Origin of the sequence: Chryseobacterium oleae, from assembly GCF_900115055.1 — a bacterium.
GTDB classification, from domain to species: Bacteria; Bacteroidota; Bacteroidia; order Flavobacteriales; family Weeksellaceae; genus Chryseobacterium; species Chryseobacterium oleae.
This window is the reverse complement of sequence record NZ_FOVD01000001.1, coordinates 1,288,896-1,308,797: the sequence shown is the minus strand read 5'-3', so window position 1 is coordinate 1,308,797 and position 19,902 is coordinate 1,288,896. Positions and strand designations below refer to the sequence as shown.

Genomic DNA, 19,902 nt, shown 5'->3' with positions numbered 1-19,902 from the left:
AAATTAATAAAGTTGGATGTAGGTGGTAGTGGAGGTTCCACTCGTGATCGTAAATATTTCCGCACTGTTATTTCCAGTAGTAGAAGTCATATTATCCAATGCAGTATAGCAGGTATTGCCAACAATGGTTATAGCGCCGTTGAAGTTGTCCGGTGCCAGGTTCGTTGTTCCCGGATAATACATCACGAATTTGGTAGTGGCCCATCTTGTATTGGTGGATAAAACTCCGCCGGGTATTAGAGAACCGAAATTCCAGGGTCTAATGACGCCAAGTGCGCTGGAGGTAGCCACATGCCAGGAAGCCATGGGATATAAAGAAGAGCCAAACTGATCTCTGTAATTGTCGTATCTCAGCTCATTTCCGTTGCCCATATGAGAATCGGCAGGAACTCTCACCATGTCCGGATTGGCAGAAGTGATATAAGGATAACACCCACCGGCAAGATTATTGGCAATAATGAATCCCACAAAATCATAGGCAGAATAGTTATTCAAAACAAGAGTTCCTCCCTGGGAATACCCCAGAGAAAAAGCGGCTAAGCCTAATACGGTTAGTAATTTTTTCATGATGATTAATTTTAGGATTTAATGTTTTTTCTGATTTCATCACTCTTCTGCATATAGATCTGAGTCGCCCAAACGATGATCTGGCTCATATCACCGCCTGTTTTTCTTGTAAGTTCAGCTTCTGTAACCCCTGTGGAAATGATCAGTTCTTTTGATGCAGGTACAAGAAGTGCTTTTCTTCTGTCACTCAGTTCGGAAGTATTTCTTTTCTTCTCCTCTTCAGTAGGTCTGTTCTGTGGATCTCCCAGGCTTTTGAAAGCTTTGTCGAATTTTTCCATCTGTGGCGTCTTCATCGTTTCCACAGTATTCACGGCAGAGCCTTCATTGTTACATGATGCTAAGGTTAAAACAGCTATTGCAGCCGATAAAAAATATTTTTTCATAATTAAGATTAATAAAGTTGGATATAAGTGTAATTGATTCCCCCGCTTGATATGATAAACATTTCCGCACTGTTCGCTCCGGATATCGTGGTGAAATTGTCGGAAGCCCCAGTACATGGATTTCCTGCGAGACCTAAATTGGCGTTATATCCCGGGACATTATTTGTAGTCCCTGCATAAAACATCTGAAATTTTGTATGTCCCCATTTTGTATTGAGCCCTACAGGTGAAGCAGGTCCTACGGCAGGATGATTCCATAATCGTTGTTGAGTGGTAGTTGCTGAGACACTCACATTCCATTCGTTTATAGGATACAGCGATGAGGTGTATTGATCTTTGTAATTGACATACCTTAGCTCTGTTCCTGTACCCATATTGGCGTTGGCAGGAACGGTGATCATACTGTTAGGGGTATTGGGGCTTACATATGGGTAGCATCCGCCTGAAAAATTATTGGCCATGATAGCACCGTAATAATCATAAGGTGTATAATTATTCACAACAAGTGTTCCTCCTTGTGAGTAAGCAAAAGAAGCCACTGTGATTCCAAGTATCGTTAGTATTTTTTTCATAGTAATAAATTATTTGTCGGATTTGATATTTTTTCTGATTTCGTCACTCTTCTGCATATAAATCTGAGTAGCCCAAACGATGATCTGGCTCATGTCACCACCTGTTTTTCTCGTCAGTTCAGCTTCAGTAACGCCTGTGGAAATGATCAGCTCTTTCGACGCAGGAACCAAAAGTGCTTTTCTTCTGTCGCTCAGTTCCGAAGTATTTCTTTTTTTCTCCTCTTCCGTAGGTCTGTTCTGAGGATCTCCAAGGCTTTTAAAAGCTTTGTCGAATTTTTCCATCTGTGGGGTTTTCATCGTTTCCACGGTATTCACGGCAGAGCCTTCATTGTTACATGATGCTAAGGTTAAAACAGCTATTACAGCCGATAAAAAATATTTTTTCATAAGTAAATCAGATTAATAAAGTTGGATATAGGTGAAGTTAATTCCTCCGCTTGATATCATGAACATTTCTGCGCTGTTACTTCCGGATGGTGTGTTGAAAAAGTCATCAGACAAATTACAAGGATTTCCCGCGAGACTTAAATTGGCGTGATATTCCGGAACGTTATTCATAGTACCGGCAAAAAACATTTGAAATTTTGTAGATCCCCATTTTGTATTGAGTCCTACAGGTGAAGCAGGTCCTACGGCAGGGTGATTCCATAACCGTGGCTGCCCGGAGGTTGGTGATACATTTACCTGCCATTCGTATATAGGATACAGTGATGAAGTGTATTGATCTTTGTAGTTGTCATACCTCAGCTCAGTTCCGGTACCCATATTATTGTTAGCAGGAACGGTGATCATACCGTTAGGTGTTTTTGGACTTACATAGGGGTAGCATCCGCCTGCAAAATTATTGGCAATCAGGGCTCCGTAATAATCATAGGGCGTATAGTTGTTCACAATAAGTGTTCCGCCCTGTGAATAAGCAAAAGAAGCCACTGTGATTCCCAGTAGGGTTAGTATTTTTTTCATAACAAAAGATTATTTATCGGATTTGATATTTTTTCTGATTTCGTCACTCTTCTGCATATAGATCTGGGTAGCCCAAACGATGATCTGGCTCATATCACCACCTGTTTTTCTTGTTAGTTCAGCTTCAGTAACTCCCGTAGAAATGATAAGTTCCTTCGATGCCGGAACAAGTAGCGCTTTTCTTCTGTCGCTCAGTTCAGATGTATTTCTTTTCTTCTCCTCTTCCGTAGGTCTGTTCTGAGGGTCTCCAAGGCTTTTAAAAGCTTTGTCAAATTTTTCCATCTGCGGAGTTTTCATCGTTTCCACAGTATTTACGGCAGAGCCTTCGTTGTTGCATGATGCCAAGGTTAAAATGACAAAAGCAGCAGATAACAGTTGTTTTTTCATAGTTAGATTGTTTGTAAATGATCAGTTTTTATTATGTTAAGGTTGTTGATATTATAATGGAGGAATTAAAAGATCTGAAAATAAGTGACCACACCTCCGGGCGTTGTGATCGTAAACCAATCCGCAGAAGAACCTGTGTTGGGCCCGTTTTGACTAGATTGGAGAAAACCTCCCGAAAGTACAGGATCTCCTACCTCAAATGTATCATAAGTATATCCCGTACTGTCCGTAAGGTTGAATGCAAACCCCATCCATTCGTCGATGGCAGTCACCGCTGTGATGGTAGGATGATTGTACGGATAATTCCCTGTATTGGCACTGTTGAGGGGATCTATATAAAACCATCCGGGAATCGGAATCGGATTGCCTCCACCTGTATTGTCAAACTTATCATATTTGGTGTGGCCTCCTGCAGGAATTGTATATACGCTGTAAGGAGCATTGGGAAGAGCATACATATAAGGCTGGGATGATCCGGAACCTGCCGACCCAACGGTCATAAATCTTCCCGCAGCATCATAAGCGCTGTAGTTATAGATCACCAGTGTGGAAGACTGGGCTGAAATACCCATTCCCGCCAGAATACCCAGAATAATGCTTAGTTTTTTCATAGTGTAATTCGTTTAATAATTAGTGTTTATGAATTTATTTCATGTTTTAAAACAATGAATAAGGGCTGATAAAAAATATTAAAATGCCTGAACATATGTGTAAGTGGTTCCGGCGCTCGTTATGGTAAACCATTCTACAGCTCCCTCTGTAGTAAGTAACGTGTTAGGTACAGGATTGCAGGTATACCCCGTATCACCTACACCTCCTGATGATAAAGCTGTTCCTGACTGGTGAAACTGGAATTGTGACATCACCCATGTGGTATGGTTGGAGATCGCGCCTCCTGACATAAGACTTGGGTGGCTTCCCGGTCTTGGCGTGGCACCTGTAGGAGAGGTAGATACTTTCCAGATCGTACCAGGAATATTGAAACTGTTATAACTCACAGAACTTCCGCTGGGAATAACAAGTTCAGTATTGTCTAAGGTTACATAAAAATAACACCCCGGCGTAGTAAGACTGGCAGCAGTAAGTCTCGTATGAAAATCAGCAGCCGTATAATTATTAATGATAAGAGGTCCTCCCTGTGCATAAGCAAAGGATATGGACACGAATCCTAAAATGGTTAAAAGCTTTTTCATACCTATTTTTCAGATTTTAAGTTTCTGCGTATCTCATCACTTTTCTGCATATAGATCTGAGTTGCCCAGACAATGATCTGACTCATATCTCCCCCTGTTTTTCTCGTCAATTCATTTTCTGTAACCCCTGTAGAAAGGATAAGTTCTTTAGAAGCCGGAACGAGAAGTGCCTTTCTTCTGTCGCTCAGTTCAGAAGTATTTCTTTTCTTCTCCTCTTCAGTAGGTCTGTTCTGTGGATCACCAAGGCTTTTAAAAGCTTTGTCAAATTTTTCCATCTGTGGGGTTTTCATGGTTTCCACAGTGTTTACAGCAGAGCCTTCATTATTACATGATGCTAAGGTTAAAACGGCTACTGCAGCCGATAAAAAGAATTTTTTCATAATTAAAATGTATTAGAATAAGTTTTAAAATAGTATTGAAGTATAGGTATATGTCTTCCTGAGAAAGCAAAAAAGCTGCTTTCCATATCAATGGTTTTCAATAAAATAGGCAGCCGCAGAACAGCTGCCGGTTATTTAAAAGATTTGCAGATAAGTGGTAGGACCGCTAGGTGTAGTGATGGTAAACCAATCGGCGCTTGAATTAATTCCGGTTGCTGTACTGACAAACCAGGGGTCAACAGCAGGATCTCCCATCCGGAAATGATCAACTCCGTTTTGGGTTACAGGATCCTTAAGAAAGAAATCAAATCCCGCCCATACATTGCTAGGGTCCATTACTGTGGCAATAAAAGGATGATTATAGGCATATGTTCCGTTGTTCGCAGGATTGGTAGGGTCTCCAACATACCATAATGTGATCCCATAAGGAGCTGTCCCTGCTGTACTGAATTTATCGTACTGGGTAAACCCTCCTGCAGGTATCGTGAATGATCCATAAGGAATATTGGGGGCTGCGTACATATAAGGACCGGGTGCACTTATCGGGCTGGTACGAAGTCTGCCTTCTGCATTATAGGCACTGTAGTTCTGAATAACGAGAGGAGAAGTTTGCGCAAAAGCAAGAACACCTGCCAGAGCGGATAAAAGTAATGTTATCTTTTTCATAGTGATATAAGGTAAATGATTTATTGAATGACTAGATAGGTGTAAACATCTGTGCCTGCTGTGATGGTGAACCACTTGGCATTTCCCCAGGCTGTGTTGATCACATCGGGAACAGTATTACACGCAGCGACTGTTTCCCCGATATTTCCGTTAAAGTAGGTTTCAGGGACAGAAGTTCCTGCGTGAAACATCTGGAATTTTGACATCGACCATTTGGTGTTATTGGAAATCACACCACCAGGCATCAGACTGGGATGGCTCCATAGCCTTGGTAAGACGGTAGATCCTGGGCCCAAATTAACATTCCAGGAAGTAACCGGAAAGGCGGAGGAAGAATACTGGTCCCTGTAATTTTCATATTTTGCAGTGGCTCCTGCCGGTACAACGATCGCATCAGGATTTTGGTTGGCGACAATTGGATAACACCCTCCAGCATTGTTACTGGCAAAAATAGCTCCACGGAAATCGTAATTGGTGGTGAAATTCTGAATGATCAGCATTCCTCCCTGAGCATATGCCGAAGAAACGGAGCATATGCCGAGTAGCAGTAAAAACTTTTTCATCTGCTATTCAGATTTTAAGTTCTTACGGATCTCGTCACTTTTCTGCATATAGATGTTGGTAGCCCACACAATAATCTGGCTCATATCACCGCCGGTTTTTCTTGTGAGTTCAGCTTCTGTAACGCCGGAAGAAAGGATCAGTTCCCTGGATGCAGGAACAAGAAGAGCCTTCCTTCTGTCGCTCAGTTCAGAGGTATTTCTTTTCTGTTCCTCTTCAGTAGGTCTGTTTTGTGGGTCATTAAGACTTTTGAAAGCTTTGTCGAAATTCTCCATTTGTGGAGTCTTCATGCTTTGTGCTGTATTGGCAGCGATTCCTTCACTGGTACAGGAGATAAGACATATTACGGCGATTGCCGGTAATAATAAGAGTTTTTTCATAGCTAAAGTTTAATAATTTGGGGTAAAAAATTAATTTTTGATAAATTTATAAAAAAAAAGCACATGAACAATAAATTATTCACTTTTCGGTGTCTTCTTAGTTAAATTTATTTATATATACTTAGCTATGATATAATATTTTACGTTTTAAGTTTATTCACTTTCAAGTGTTTTTTTAGCTTCCAGAAGCTCATTTTTTTCCTTTTCACCCACCTGAGGATACTTTAGATCCATCTTTTCCAGCGTATCAATAATAATCTGAATAGCGGCTACTCTTGCAAACCATTTATTATCCGCAGGAAGCACATACCACGGGGCATGATCTTTTGACGTTTCATTAATAGCGGTTTCGTAGGCTTCCATATATTGTGGGAAAAGAGCCCTTTCCGGAAGATCGGCTGCTGAAAACTTCCAGTTCTTCTCCTGTTCGTTGATTCTGTCCAGTAACCTTTTCTTCTGTTCATCCTTGGAAACATTCAGAAATATTTTCACAATGGTGGTTCCGTTGTGGGCTAGGTGCTGTTCAAAATTTCGGATGCTTTCATATCTGTTTTCCCAGAACTTACCATCGAAATCCTTTACAGAAGACCATGTCTTCTCGCTGAGGTTGTATTCAGGATGAACTTTACATACCAGAACGCTTTCATAATGGGACCGGTTGAAAATACCAATCATTCCTTTCTGCGGAAGTGCCAGATAATGTCTCCATAAAAAGTCATGGGAATATTCTTTTGAGCTGGGTGTTTTAAAGCTGGTCACATTACATCCCTGAGGATTTACCCCTCCAAAAACATGCTCTATCAGACTGTCTTTTCCCGCTGCATCCATCGCCTGAAGGATCACAAGCAGAGATTTACTCCCGTCTGCATACATTTTTTCCTGCAGCTCACGGAGTTTTTCCTTTTCCTGAATTAAAAGCTGTCCGCCTTCTTCTTTGGTCAGCTTGCCTTTATATTCTGTTGAAGCTTTTTTTATTGAGAACTTTCCTTTTACCAGGAAATCATCTGAGAAATTGGTGTCCATGTTTTTTTATATTTAATGATTTAAAAATTTAAAATTAAGTGATTGAGAAATTTAGGAATTAAGAAATTAAGCGAAAGTCTCTAACTGGCTTATAATTTCGACCTCTTACATCAGACGTCTGATATCTGATGTCTGACATCTAGCATCTAGCATCTAAAATCTAACTTCTAACCTCTAATTTCTAATCTCTCACCTAAATGTAACAAAAAAACCGCCTCCAATGGAGACGGTTCCTTTATTTTTTTAGTAGAGATTTACTTTGCTGCTGCTTTTTTAGCAAGTTTAGCTGCTTTCTTTTCAGCTTTAGCGGCTGCTTTTTGCTCTTCAGCGGTTAATGGCTTTGGCTCAGGAGCGCTGGCATCTACATTACCTTTGATATAGATTACGCTTCTGCTGTTGGCAGGGTCGTTAGAGAAAACCTCAATCATTTTGTTGAAAGGTCCGTTAAGTGTCGTGTTGTATCCTACTTTAATTTTAGCAGATTTTCCTGGCATGATCGGATCCTGGCTGAATTCAGGAGTTGTACATCCGCAAGAAGGCTTTACGTTGGAAAGGATCAAAGGTTTGTCACCTGTGTTCGTTACTGTAAAGAATCTTGTACCGTCCGCACTTGGTTTGATAGTACCGTAGTCAAAAGTCGTTTTATCAAATGTAATAGTCTGTGCAGAAGCTAATGCAAATGTCCCAAATAATGCAATTCCTGCAATTAATTTTTTCATATTCTTGAATGTTAATATGTTTGTTAGATAAATTTTGAGAAACAAAGTTAAAAATTATTTTAATTCATACTTAAAATTTTTTTTCTTTAGACTATTTTTGCAAATTGTAAGCAAAAGAAATAGAATTTTATGCAGATTTCAGAAAAGTACAATCCACAGGAAACTGAACAGAAATGGTACAACTTCTGGATGGAAAACAAATTTTTCCATTCGGAGCCTAATGAGAAACCACCATATACTGTGGTAATTCCTCCGCCAAACGTAACGGGGATATTACACATGGGACATATGCTGAACAATACCATTCAAGATGTTCTCGTCCGCCGTGCAAGAATGCAGGGCTTTAATGCCTGTTGGATTCCGGGCACAGATCACGCTTCAATTGCCACTGAAGCCAAAGTTGTTGCTAAACTGAAGTCTGAAGGGGTCAGTAAATCAGATATTACCCGTGAAGAATTCTTAAAACATGCATGGGAATGGACTGACAAATATGGAGGAACCATCCTTGAGCAGCTGAAAAAGCTGGGATGCTCATGCGACTGGGACAGAACCCGTTTCACCATGGAGGAAAAATTGTCTCAGCAGGTGATCAAGAGTTTCGTAGACCTTTATAATAAAGGACTCATCTACAGAGGCTACAGAATGGTTAACTGGGACCCGGAAGCAAAAACCAATATCTCCGATGAAGAGGTTATATTTAAAGAGCAGAACGGAAAGTTATATTTCCTTAAATATAAAATAGAAGGTTCGGAAGAATTTCTTTCCGTGGCTACGACGCGTCCCGAGACTATTTTCGGGGATACTGCCGTATGTATCAACCCTAATGACGAAAGATATGCTCACCTGAAAGGGAAGAATGTTATCGTACCAATCGTTGGTAGAGTAATTCCTATCATCGAAGACGAATATGTTGACATTGAATTCGGAACAGGAGCGTTGAAAATTACACCTGCTCACGATACCAATGACTACGAGATCGGACAGAAGCATCAGCTGAAAATGATCGATGCTCTGGATGATGACGGAAATCTTAATGAGCACGGTTTACATTATGCAGGGCAAAACAGATTTGATGTAAGAAAGCAGATCGCAAAAGAATTACAGGAAAAAGATCTTTTACTGAAAGCAGAAGATTACGTAAATAAAGTAGGAACTTCAGAAAGAACAGGTGCAGTTATTGAGCCTAAAGTTTCTGTTCAGTGGTTCCTGAAAATGTCTGAAATGGCGCCACCTGCTTTAGAAGTAGTAATGAATGATGAGGTTAAATTTTACCCTGAGAAATTCAAAAATACCTATAAGCACTGGATGGAAAACATCCGTGACTGGAATATTTCCCGTCAGCTTTGGTGGGGACAGCAGATTCCGGCATTCTACTATGGAGACGGAGAAAATGATTTTGTGGTTGCAGAAAACATTGAAGACGCTTTAGTATTAGCGAAGCAAAAAACCGGCAACGAGCAACTGACCACTGACAACCTGAAACAGGACGAAGATGCTCTTGACACCTGGTTCTCATCATGGTTATGGCCAATGTCCGTATTCGATGGTCTTTTGGATCCTGAAAATAAAGACATTAACTATTACTATCCAACCGCTGACCTGGTGACAGGACCGGATATTATTTTCTTCTGGGTAGCCAGAATGATCATGGCCGGACTGGAATACAAAAAAGAAGTTCCTTTCAAAAATGTATATTTCACGGGGATTGTAAGAGATAGCCAAAGAAGGAAGATGTCAAAATCTTTAGGAAACTCACCGGATCCGTTGGAATTAATTTCTGAATTTGGTGCAGATGGGGTTCGTGTTGGAATTTTATTAAGTTCTGCGGCAGGAAATGATTTACTTTTTGATAAAGATCTGATGTTGCAGGGAAGAAATTTTGCGACAAAAATCTGGAATGCTTTCCGATTGATCAATATGTGGAATCATGAAGACAAACCAGCCAATACAGCAGATAAACAAACTATTGAATGGTTTGAGAATAAGCTTAATAAAACCATTGCTGAGATTAATGATCAGTTTGGAAAATTCAGGATTTCAGATGCACTTCATTTAATTTATAAATTGATTTGGGACGATTTCTGCGGTTGGTATCTGGAAGCTATTAAGCCGAATTATGGAGAAGGTATTTCTAAAGAAGTTTATAACAAGACCATATATTTCTTTGAAGAATTAATGAAATTACTTCATCCGTTTATGCCTTTCTTAACAGAGGAATTATGGCAGACGATTTCTGAAAGAAGCATTGAAGAGGCATTAATTATTGCTCAACAGAAAAAAGAGGAATCATTTAATGAAGACATCATTAAAAACTTTGAAACTGCTGAAGATATCATTTCCGGAATCAGAAATTACCGTCAGACCAAAGGAATTTCTCCTAGAGAAGCCGTTGAGGTGTATACCGGAGCTTCGGAATTTGCCAATGAAGCCGTAATCAGAAAGCTGGCGAATGTTACTGAAATTCATTTTGGAGAAAAAACAGCTAAGCCTAGCTTTACATTCCTGGTAGGGGCTACTGAAGTTTCTATTCCTCTAAGTGAAAATTTAGATTTAGCTGAAGAGAAAAAGAAGACAGAAGAAGAAGTTGCTTATTTAAAAGGATTCCTGATCTCTGTAGACAAGAAGCTTTCCAATGAAAAATTTGTAGCCAATGCAAAGCCTGAAATCGTAGAAGTAGAGCGTCAGAAACAGAAAGATGCACAGGATAAGATTGCTATTTTAGAAGAGAAGCTGAAAAGTTTGTAAATTTAAAAGATAGACAGTAAGTTTGTCGGAATGTCAGGCTGAGCACAGATAGAAAATCTGCGAACGAAAGTTCACGAAGCCTGATATCTTAGAATGAAACAATATTTTGTCTATATTTTAAAATGTTCCGACAGCTCTTATTATACAGGAGTTACCAGTGATATTGAAGCCAGATTAGCTCAGCATCAGTCTGGAAAATTTCCTGAAAGCTATACTCACAAAAGAAGACCGGTTCAACTAGTCTTCTTTTGTGAATTTAATGACATTATTCAGGCTATTTTATTTGAAAAACAGGTAAAAGGCTGGAGTCGAAAGAAAAAAGAAGCCATTATTAATGATAATTGGGAGAAGTTGAAAGAATTATCGGTTTGTCAAAATAAAAGTCATTCTGATAATTTTGAGCAAGAAAAAAAAGGCTTCGACTCCGCTCAGCCTGACAGTTTAAACAACGAAAAATAAATGACACATATAGACAACATAAAAAAACTATTCTCAAAAAACTTCGTGGAAAGCCCTTTACTGGAAAGCTTCGAAGTAGGGAAACTCTATCTTTCAAGTGGAAAGCTGGTAGCTTGTGACCCGTTGATCACAAATGATATGCAGGCTTTCACAACAGAATTTCCGAAAGGAGATTTTTCTGTTTTACTGCATAAAGAGAGAGAAAGCAACTGTGTCGCGTATGCAGAAGTTATTTTCAGCACTGCCGAAATTGCAGAATGGGAAATGGCTGTGACTGCAGGACAGAATGTAAAGGATCTCGGAGAAGAAGAAATCTTCGGATATCCTGTAGAAAGCGGGATGGGATGTCTTATGGATGTAGATACCCAAAACAGTCTGAACGAGCTTGAAAAGAGGCTTTATCACAGCAAAGGCGCAGATTTCATGGGAATCTATGAAGAATTTTTCCATGAGTATTTCTTCGACGAAAAAGGAGCGATAGATCAGTATGCATTCCTGAAACCGGCTGATGATCATCCCGGAACCATTTTCGCCTTTGAAACCGGATATGGTGAAGGTTTTTATGCAAGTTATATTGCTTATGATAAAGATCACAAGCCTGTGAAGATAATTACAGAATTTATTGAAATAAGTTAATTAAATTAGTTATTTTTGAAACTTAGTTTTTTGAATATAGTATATTAAGCTAACATTAAAACACCAATGAAATTCTCATCAGAACAACCCAAAATTATTGTTGTAGGCAGCTCTTCCATCGATCTTGTTTTAGAGACCGAAAAAATTCCACAGCCGAATGAAACGGTTTTAGCCGTCAACTCAGACAGCTATTTTGGAGGAAAAGGAGCCAATCAGGCGGTAGGTACTGCAAGATTGGGAGCCAGCGTTTATTTTATCGGATGTGTTGGGATGGATCCTTTGGGGCAGCAGATCATGAGAAATCTGGTAGGTGAAAACGTGAATGTAGGTTTCGTTCATGAAACGGATGCCGAATCCACGGGTACCGCCTATGTAACCACCAGCCACGGAAATGCAGCTATTGTAGTGGTTCCGGCAGCCAATAAACGTCTCAGCATACAACATATAGAAGAAGCCGATCGTTATTTTCAGACGGTAGACCTGATTTTGGTTCAGCTTGAAGTCGCCATGGAAGTGGTGGAATACACCATCAGAAAAGCCAAGAAATATGGTAAAAAAGTGGGACTTTATGCCTCACCGGCTATGAAAATCAGTGAAGGAATTATTGAGATGGTAGATTTCATTGTAGCAAAAAGCAGCGAGCTTCATACCGTTTTTGGAGAGGAAAAAAGAGAAGAAATTCTTAAAAAATATTTCAACAAAGTTTTTGTAAGAGACGATACCAATTCTACGATCTATTTTGACGGTACGGAAATGAAGTACTTTAGAAATGACAAAGATGAAACGGTTTACAAAATGGGAATGGGAGACGCTTTTACTTCAGGATTTGCCATAGCACTCTGCCATGGAAACTCGGTGGAAGACTGTGTGAAATTCGGGAATGAAGTTTCTTCAAGGGTTTCCGGAGGGAAAGGTTCGCAGACCGGTCTTCCGAGAATGTCGGATTTCTTTTCCTAAAGCTATTTACCACATATCGAAAGTCAGAAACTTAACATAAAAATATAAGTAAAATCTCCACTTTTATAGTGGATTTTTTCTTTTTACCCTATGGAAAAACTGGAACTCATTACAAAAGATCAGGTATCGCTGGCGGTTCATCTTTTCAGACCTGAAAAAAGCAACGGAAAACTACTTCTGATCAACTCGGCGACGGGTGTGAAGCAGCAGGTGTACTTTTCTTTTGCCCATTTCTTTGCAGAAAAAGGATTTACCGTCATCGCTTATGATTACAGAGGAATCGGGCTTTCAAAACCTGAAAACATGAAAGGTTTTAAAGCGTCTATGAGGATCTGGGGCTCCGAAGACTACAAAACCCTTACCCAATACATTAAAAAGGAATTTTCAGACTATAAGAAGTACTGCCTGGGACATTCCGTGGGTGCATTGATCTTGGGAATGAATGAAGATTCTGAAATGTTTGACGAATTTATTTTTGTAGGAACCCAGAATGCATTCGTAGGAAACCTGAAATGGAAGACAAAAATAGAAGCTTATCTCGGATTTGGAATTGTTCAGCCTTTAACTACCGGATTATTAGGATATTTTCCGGCCAATTGGTTTGGGCTTGGAGAAAGTCTTCCAAAAAATTGCGCATATGACTGGAGAACCTTAATTTTAAACAGGAAATCAACCAACAGACTGTTGGAGAAAATTGATGACTATTCTAAAAATCTGACGCAAAAAGTATTTGTAATCCGGGCAGAAGATGATGTGTGGCTGACTGAAAAAGGAGTATTAAGTCTTTTGAATACTACCTATCCCAACCTTAAGCCTTCCTACAGGCTCGTAAAAACATCTGAATCCGACAAAAAAGAAATAGGACACGTTAATTTTTTTAGAAGTTATAATAAAAAACTCTGGAATATTATTTTAAACGAATTGACAGCTTAATGAAAAGTACGATCGAAAACACCGTAGCATTTGTAAAAGAAAAATTAGAAGGCGCTGAAGCAGGACATGACTGGTACCACATCGAAAGAGTATGGAAACTGTCCAGGAAAATAGCAGAAACAGAAAACTGTAATCAGGAAGTGGTAGAACTTTCCGCTTTGCTGCATGATATTGCAGATCCGAAGTTTCATAACGGGGACGAAACCATCGCTCCCAAAATAGCAAGAGAATTCCTGGAAGGACAAAAGGTTTCGGAAGAGGTGATAGAACAGGTTTTATTTATCATTAAAAATATTTCGTTTAAAAACAGAGGTGAGGCTCCGGCTGAACTGCCGATTGAACTCAAAATTGTACAGGATGCCGACCGTATCGATGCCATCGGGGCTATCGGGATCGGGAGAACATTCAATTTCGGAGGATTTAAAAATAATCCGATGTATGACCCGGAGATCCAGCCCAGCCTGAATATGTCCAAAGATGAATATAAAAAATCCAACGGTACGACAATCAATCATTTCTACGAAAAACTTCTGCTTTTGAAGGATTTAATGAATACTGAGAAAGGGAAAGAGATCGCTCAGCAAAGACATGATTATATGCTGGGATTCCTTGATCAGTTTTTCAAAGAATGGAATGTTGATTAACCTTCCTTCCGAAAAATCTTAAATCAGTATCTTTGCAGTATGGTATTTATCATTTTTGTTATCTTCTGGGCTAGTGTGCTTTCTTTGATTTTGTATAAAGTAAAATCAGGAAGGGTGGCAAAATGGGCAAAACTGTTCAGAATCCTCACATTGGTTTTTTCAATCTCTATTTTTACGTACTGGTTCATTCAGAAAAGTGCGGTAAGTTTTGTAGATAATTCAGTAGGGCTGCAGGTAGTCAATAAACTTCCCCAAACCCTGGACTTTTATCTCATCAAAGTAGACAGCGCTAAAAATGGAGTTCTTGCACCTAAACATATCGGAAAAATACGTCCGGAATACTACAGGATAGAATACCTTAAAATGGATAAGTCCGATGAATACTGGATCATAGGGTATCTGGGTAAAAAGAACATGGTCTATTTCTCCCAGCACGCCGTTCCGAACAAAAATATTGACCAGATTGTAGAAGTACAGAATTATATCAATCAAAGTGTAAAGCTTTCCGAAGCAGCAAAAAAAGAAGTAGACGCATACAATTATGAAAATGCAAAGCTGGGAATATGGGTATCTCTGGATTTCTTACTTCTGTTTCTGAACCTCGTCCTTTTATTGAGAAAGAATAAGCAATAAGTAGTGGGCAATGAGTAATAATAAATTGATTTAAAATATTACTCATTGCTTATTACTCAGTACTCATACATCATATTAAGGATAGTCCAGAATCTGCATCACCTGCTCCTTAAATTCTTCAGGGCAGTTTTTAATCAGTTTATCTTTATTCTGTTTGTTGATCTGATGTGGTTCCAGCCATTCGGTGCGGTTGGCGCTCAGGCTGTGATTATCGTAGACCCTTTTTATTCTGTGATCTTCGTAAAATGTATATTCATCACCGAGCCAGGTGCTCGTAATGCTTATCGTGCAAATTTCTTTTTCCATGACATTTTGTATTTTAAAAATACTGTGCCCTATATGAACAGCAGTACATCCTAAATTACTAAAATTTTTCCACAAAAACAGATTTTTAAGTGCCTTTTTGTAAGTCGGTCTGAAAAGGTTGGGATATGGGTTCGGGAAGTTTCGGGTTTTGGAGTACGTGTTTCGAGTGGGAGAGTGGGAGAATCGGAGGGTTTTAGAGTCTGAGGGTTTGAGGGTTTTAGAGTTGGTAATTGTGAATCAGGACATATTAAACGAGCTACAAATATCTGGTGGCTGAGGCTCCCGAAGCCACCAGTACTGCTATCTAAAAGTTTCGTATCTGAAATCTGAAATCTTGCATCTTGGCTCTTGATTCTACCATTCACCATTCACTTGCGAAGCAAAATTCACCATTGACATCTAAAACAACGTCCCATTGTTATCAGTCGCCATTTGCGGAATATGAATGTCCGTTTTCCAGTCCTCATTCATCTTTTTAATGAAATAGGCGGAAAGCAGTGGAGATGCTTTTTCAATATTCTGGTGTACAAAGAAATAGACATTCTGAAGTCCTTCTTTTTTCCATTTGGTCAGGTGTTTCATCCAGTCATCCAGTCTTTCATAATCACTTTCGGCATTGGCGCCTACGTAGCGGATGAAGGCATTGGGCGTGGTAAGACGCATATGCAGCATATCTCTTCTTCCGGCCGTATCTACGATGATATTGGTGATATTATTGGCTTCAAAAAGCTCACAGGTTGTATTGAAAATTTCCTCATCGGTGAACCATTCGGTGTTACGGAGTTCGATGGCTAAAGGAACTTCTTTAGGCCAGTCTTTGACAAATTTTTCCAGCCTGTCATAATCTTTAGGTTTAAAATTATCATGAAGCTGCAGAAAAGCCATTCCCAGTTTATCATCAAAATTCATCACTGCTGATGTGAAGTTGGTCACCGGTTCCGTCACATCTATCAGTCTTCTGAAGTGGGAAACCGTGTTGGTGATCTTTGGGAAGAATTTAAAATTTTCCGGTGTTTTTTCTTTCCATACTTCCACCTGTTCCGGGGTAGGCATTCCGTAAAAAGTAGCGTTCAGTTCAATAGAATTAAACTGCTTCGCGTAATATGTCAATTCGTCTTTGGTTCCTTTAGGGTAAAATCCTTTAAGGTCGGTTTTGTTCCATTTAGCACATCCTATGGAAATATTTTCCAGTCCTTTTTTATTTTGGTTTAAAATTTCTTTGGTTCTGGCGTGATCTTTAGGAAGTGTAAAATCTATTTTTGACGGGTCTTCTACTTGTCCGAATTTCATATTAAATGATTTTATTTTTTTAAAATTAAGCATTTTTTGCCGATCTGTGCAGGAATGGGGTCTAAATTCTTTACACTTTGAGGAGTGCTTTATTAAGTTTTTTTTAAGGAAATATTAAACATTCATTTACACAATGTTAATTCTATGTTACCACACTTGATATTTCTGAGATCTAATTTTACTCCCGAATTTGTAACAATAAAATCATGAAGAAAAAAATAATCTGTGCTTTTGCTTTATTATCCTTTGGCTTTGCATTTTCACAGGAAACCAGCTCTAAAATTTTTGGAAGGCTCAAAGGAATTTCTTCCGAGGTTACTGTGAAGGTCGTACATATTCCTACGAACAGTGCATTCGAAACCAAAAGTAATAGTAAGGGGCAGTTTAGTTTAGACAACCTTCAGCCGGGAGGCCCATATTCCATTGAAATATCGGATGGAAAACAGATTATTTATTCTAATACCAACGTGCAGCTTTCGCTGGGAAACAATGATTTGCCGGTAGTTGAAGTCAATACGGGTGAAAAAAAGATTGATGAAGTGAAGATCACTTCTAAAAAGACCGGTGCAAAATATGGTGTTGGAATCAGTCAGGCTCAGATTTCAGGACTTCCCAACATCAACAGAGGAATTCAGGATGTGACCAAACTGGTGCCGCAAAGTGCCAATAACTCTTTCAACGGAACCAATTTCAGATACAACAATGTTACGATCGACGGATCCATCAATAACGACGCGATCGGTTTCAGTCCGTCTTTGGGAGGTCAGACAGGAACTTCCGGAATGCCGGGAAGCAGTACGCGTTCGAATTCCATAAGTCTGGATGCCATTCAGGATGTGCAGGTATATATTGCGCCGTATGATGTAAAGCTTGGAAACTTCCTGGGTGGAAGTATTAATGCCGTTACCCGAAGTGGAAGTAATGAGGTGACCGGATCTATTTACGGATACGGAAGAAATGCTTCCATTACCGGAAACAACAGGGTAGGAGATAATTCAAAGATGCCGAGCGCTTTTCAGGATATGATTTACGGAGGAAGGGTAGGACTACCTGTGGTAAGAGACAAGGTTTTCCTGTTTACCAATCTGGAATATACCAAAAGAACAGATCCTGTATTCTATAATGCCAATGATCCCAATGCTTTGGTCAGTGATCCCGTGGCTCAGCAGATCTCAGATTTTGTTAAAAATAAATATGGTTTTAATGTAGGGAGCTTCGACAGCTACAACAACTTTTCAGAAAGTGCTAAACTTTTTAATAAATTAGACTGGAAGATCAACGATAAACACACGCTATCCATTAAAAATAATACGGTGTTTTCCCAGGCCTCGAATCTTGAAAGAGATGGAGCAAACTTCAGATTTTCAAGCATGGATTTTATTCAGAAAAATAATGCTTCCACCACGACATTGGAGTTGAAAAGCCGTTTTAATGATAAATGGAATAATAATTTAGTCGTTGGATATTCTTCCATCCATGATTACAGGGATCCTACCTCGGGGAATGCCATGTTTCCGCAGGTGGAAATCTCCTATAACGGAGGAACTGTACTTCTGGGGAATGACCGTGAAGCCACTGTTTTCAATATGAAACAGAAAACCTTTGAGATCACAGACAATCTGACCTATAAAACCGGGCACCATACTTTCTTGTTGGGAACGCATAATGAGTTGTATAACATCAATTACGGCTTTGTCAATGCCCTGAACGGAAGGATTTCCTATAAAAACCTGACCGATTTCTATAATTCCAGTCCATCAAGGATCAGAGGGACATATCCTTTTAACGGAGACAGCAGAGAAACACTTTTTGATAATCCTTATGCACAATATAAAGTCAATCTTTTCTCCCTGTATTTTCAGGATGAGATCAATTGGGGAAGGTTAAGATTATCACCGGGAGTAAGGGTAGATTACACAGATTTACCGAACAAACCTCTGTTAAGTAAAATGGTGCAGAGCTCTCCTCAGGATCCGAACTTTGGGAATACCTACAGCTATACACCGCTAGGCCAACTTTCGAATGATTATCTTAATAAGCCTACCATTTCTCCGAGATTAGGATTTAATCTTGATCTTACTGAAGACAGGTCTATGGTGTTAAGAGGAGGCTCCGGTATTTTCGTGGGAAGAATTCCTTTTGCATGGTTAGGGTATGCTTATTATAATGATGGAGTAGGTTTCGGAAGCTATGATTATAATGCTCCGACTGCTGCTCAGCTGGCTGCCAACGGAGATCCTCTGGTAAGCGGCAATTTCCCGAAATGGCAAAACTCTTCAAAGGTTCAGGTAGACCTTATAGATAACAATTTTAAAATGCCGAGGGTATGGAGAAGCTCTTTAGCCTTTGATTATACATTGGCCGGATACAAACTTACGCTGGAAGGAATTTATACCAAAGTGCTTTATGACCTGAAATTCCAGCAGGTAAACAAAACGGATAATGTGACGTATTTCAGCTATGATACGAATCATGAAATGCCGATATACACCACCAATATCAACAGTAATTTCTCAAATGCCTATCTTCTGTCCAACACTAAGGAAGGATACCGTTACAACCTGACGGCGCAGATTTCCAAGGCCTATAATTTCGGGTTTAATTTCTTCGTAGCCTATACGTATGGTGATGCAAAAGACATTACCAACGGAATCAGAAACTCAATGGAAAGTAACTGGCAGATGAACCAGTCTCTGACTCCGAATGATCCTAAACTGACAACCTCCAATTTTGCCATCAAAAACAGAGTCGTAGCCAATCTGGGCTACAGTCTTGAGCTTTCAAAATCCAACAGATTATCTGCTAACGTATACTTTAACGCCCAATCAGGAAATCCTTTCAGCTGGGGATTTGTGAACAGTACGATTGCGAATACTGGTCAGGCCGCAGGACTTTCTTATGTGTTTAAAGATGCTGCAGAAGCTGCCAAATATATCGTTCCTATTAAAGATGCCGCCGGAAATGTACTGGTAACTGCCCAACAGCAGATTGCAGACTATGAAAATTTTGTAGGTGGAAATAAATATCTGAACTCCAGAAGAGGAAAGTTCACGGAAAGAAACGGTGATGTTACCCCATGGAACATTCAGGCCGATTTCAAAATCATGGATGAGATCAGACTCAGCGAAAAGTCTAAAAATAACATCCAGATTTCAATAAGCATTATCAATCTTACCAATTTGCTGAATAAAGATTGGGGCAAAGTCTATTTTGTGCCTAATACCTTTAATTCTACCGCCAGTGTAGGGCTCACGAAAGTTGGAAATGTAGCTGCCGGTCAGCCTGCTGCGGGTGATCCTACCTATAATTTCAAAACACCGGGACTGCCTTATACCGTTGATCAGTTTGCATCAAGGTTCCAGGCGCAGTTGGGAGTGCGGTATAATTTTTAATCATTAGTCTTTCATTTTTTACTTATAATTTTTTCAGCGATCCGGATTTTCTTTCCGGGTCGTTTTTTGTTTTTTTATTAAACCGGAAAAAATATTCATCAAGGCGTTTCACA

24 protein-coding genes are annotated in these 19,902 nt (G+C 39.5%); 8 read left to right on the top strand and 16 right to left on the bottom strand.

Going from position 1 to position 19,902, the window contains the following annotated elements:
• Positions 1–3 precede the first annotated feature (3 nt).
• From BM143_RS05860 to BM143_RS05795, 14 genes are all read right to left on the bottom strand, one after another.
• A complete protein-coding gene (locus tag BM143_RS05860; RefSeq protein WP_090023645.1) occupies positions 4–567 on the bottom strand; it encodes a hypothetical protein in 564 nt (187 codons plus the stop codon).
• Between the two features lie 11 nt (positions 568–578).
• The gene (locus BM143_RS05855; protein WP_047449969.1) at positions 579–950 is read right to left on the bottom strand and encodes a hypothetical protein; all 372 of its coding nucleotides are present in this window, start codon (positions 948–950) and stop codon (positions 579–581) included.
• 8 nt (positions 951–958) lie between these two features.
• Entirely contained in the window at positions 959–1,522 is a 564-nt protein-coding gene (locus tag BM143_RS05850; protein WP_090023644.1) for a hypothetical protein, read from the bottom strand.
• A gap of 9 nt (positions 1,523–1,531) precedes the next feature.
• The gene (locus BM143_RS05845) at positions 1,532–1,909 is read right to left on the bottom strand and encodes a hypothetical protein (protein WP_047449962.1); all 378 of its coding nucleotides are present in this window, start codon (positions 1,907–1,909) and stop codon (positions 1,532–1,534) included.
• Positions 1,910–1,921: 12 nt separating this feature from the next.
• Positions 1,922–2,485 (bottom strand): hypothetical protein, encoded by a 564-nt coding sequence (locus BM143_RS05840; protein WP_090023643.1) that lies wholly within the window; start codon positions 2,483–2,485, stop codon positions 1,922–1,924.
• Between the two features lie 9 nt (positions 2,486–2,494).
• Positions 2,495–2,872, bottom strand: a complete 378-nt coding sequence (locus BM143_RS05835; RefSeq protein WP_072921783.1) for a hypothetical protein — start codon at positions 2,870–2,872, stop codon at positions 2,495–2,497.
• 65 nt (positions 2,873–2,937) lie between these two features.
• Positions 2,938–3,483 carry a hypothetical protein gene (locus tag BM143_RS05830; RefSeq protein WP_090023642.1) on the bottom strand — a complete coding sequence of 182 codons (546 nt, stop codon included), beginning with the start codon at positions 3,481–3,483 and terminating at the stop codon, positions 2,938–2,940.
• Between the two features lie 78 nt (positions 3,484–3,561).
• Positions 3,562–4,065 (bottom strand): hypothetical protein, encoded by a 504-nt coding sequence (locus tag BM143_RS05825; RefSeq protein WP_090023641.1) that lies wholly within the window; start codon positions 4,063–4,065, stop codon positions 3,562–3,564.
• A gap of 2 nt (positions 4,066–4,067) precedes the next feature.
• A complete protein-coding gene (locus BM143_RS05820; protein ID WP_090023640.1) occupies positions 4,068–4,445 on the bottom strand; it encodes a lipoprotein in 378 nt (125 codons plus the stop codon).
• Between the two features lie 135 nt (positions 4,446–4,580).
• Positions 4,581–5,111, bottom strand: coding sequence for a hypothetical protein (locus BM143_RS05815; protein WP_090023639.1), 531 nt, complete (start codon positions 5,109–5,111; stop codon positions 4,581–4,583).
• Between the two features lie 20 nt (positions 5,112–5,131).
• A complete protein-coding gene (locus BM143_RS05810; RefSeq protein WP_090023638.1) occupies positions 5,132–5,674 on the bottom strand; it encodes a hypothetical protein in 543 nt (180 codons plus the stop codon).
• A 3-nt stretch (positions 5,675–5,677) separates the two neighbouring features.
• Positions 5,678–6,052 carry a hypothetical protein gene (locus BM143_RS05805; protein ID WP_090023637.1) on the bottom strand — a complete coding sequence of 125 codons (375 nt, stop codon included), beginning with the start codon at positions 6,050–6,052 and terminating at the stop codon, positions 5,678–5,680.
• 153 nt (positions 6,053–6,205) lie between these two features.
• Positions 6,206–7,075: a polyphosphate kinase 2 family protein gene (locus BM143_RS05800; RefSeq protein WP_090023636.1), complete on the bottom strand. Its 870-nt coding sequence runs from the start codon at positions 7,073–7,075 to the stop codon at positions 6,206–6,208.
• 254 nt (positions 7,076–7,329) lie between these two features.
• Positions 7,330–7,794: a DUF1573 domain-containing protein gene (locus BM143_RS05795; protein ID WP_034729320.1), complete on the bottom strand. Its 465-nt coding sequence runs from the start codon at positions 7,792–7,794 to the stop codon at positions 7,330–7,332.
• A 129-nt stretch (positions 7,795–7,923) separates the two neighbouring features.
• Between BM143_RS05795 and BM143_RS05790 the strand changes: the two genes are divergently transcribed.
• From BM143_RS05790 to BM143_RS05760, 7 genes are all read left to right on the top strand, one after another.
• Entirely contained in the window at positions 7,924–10,539 is a 2,616-nt protein-coding gene (locus BM143_RS05790) for a valine--tRNA ligase (RefSeq protein ID WP_090023635.1), read from the top strand.
• Between the two features lie 93 nt (positions 10,540–10,632).
• Complete coding sequence (locus BM143_RS05785) at positions 10,633–10,998, top strand: GIY-YIG nuclease family protein (RefSeq protein ID WP_090023634.1); 366 nt, start codon at positions 10,633–10,635, stop codon at positions 10,996–10,998.
• Positions 10,999–11,634 (top strand): DUF4241 domain-containing protein, encoded by a 636-nt coding sequence (locus tag BM143_RS05780; protein ID WP_090023633.1) that lies wholly within the window; start codon positions 10,999–11,001, stop codon positions 11,632–11,634. It abuts the gene before it with no gap.
• Positions 11,635–11,700: 66 nt separating this feature from the next.
• Positions 11,701–12,591, top strand: a complete 891-nt coding sequence (locus BM143_RS05775) for a ribokinase (protein ID WP_090023632.1) — start codon at positions 11,701–11,703, stop codon at positions 12,589–12,591.
• A 90-nt stretch (positions 12,592–12,681) separates the two neighbouring features.
• A complete protein-coding gene (locus BM143_RS05770; RefSeq protein WP_090023631.1) occupies positions 12,682–13,524 on the top strand; it encodes an alpha/beta hydrolase family protein in 843 nt (280 codons plus the stop codon).
• Entirely contained in the window at positions 13,524–14,168 is a 645-nt protein-coding gene (locus BM143_RS05765) for an HD domain-containing protein (RefSeq protein WP_090023630.1), read from the top strand. The genes BM143_RS05770 and BM143_RS05765 overlap by 1 nt, the downstream gene beginning before the upstream one ends.
• Before the next feature lie 39 nt (positions 14,169–14,207).
• On the top strand, positions 14,208–14,801 hold the full coding sequence (locus tag BM143_RS05760; protein ID WP_090023629.1) for a hypothetical protein: 594 nt from the start codon (positions 14,208–14,210) through the stop codon (positions 14,799–14,801).
• A 75-nt stretch (positions 14,802–14,876) separates the two neighbouring features.
• Here BM143_RS05760 and BM143_RS05755 read toward each other — a convergent pair whose 3' ends face one another.
• Both BM143_RS05755 and BM143_RS05750 read right to left on the bottom strand, forming a co-directional pair.
• The gene (locus tag BM143_RS05755) at positions 14,877–15,107 is read right to left on the bottom strand and encodes a hypothetical protein (protein ID WP_034729304.1); all 231 of its coding nucleotides are present in this window, start codon (positions 15,105–15,107) and stop codon (positions 14,877–14,879) included.
• Positions 15,108–15,506: 399 nt separating this feature from the next.
• The gene (locus BM143_RS05750; protein WP_090023892.1) at positions 15,507–16,397 is read right to left on the bottom strand and encodes a DUF72 domain-containing protein; all 891 of its coding nucleotides are present in this window, start codon (positions 16,395–16,397) and stop codon (positions 15,507–15,509) included.
• A gap of 206 nt (positions 16,398–16,603) precedes the next feature.
• Between BM143_RS05750 and BM143_RS05745 the strand changes: the two genes are divergently transcribed.
• Positions 16,604–19,789, top strand: a complete 3,186-nt coding sequence (locus BM143_RS05745; RefSeq protein ID WP_090023628.1) for a TonB-dependent receptor — start codon at positions 16,604–16,606, stop codon at positions 19,787–19,789.
• Positions 19,790–19,902 lie beyond the last annotated feature (113 nt).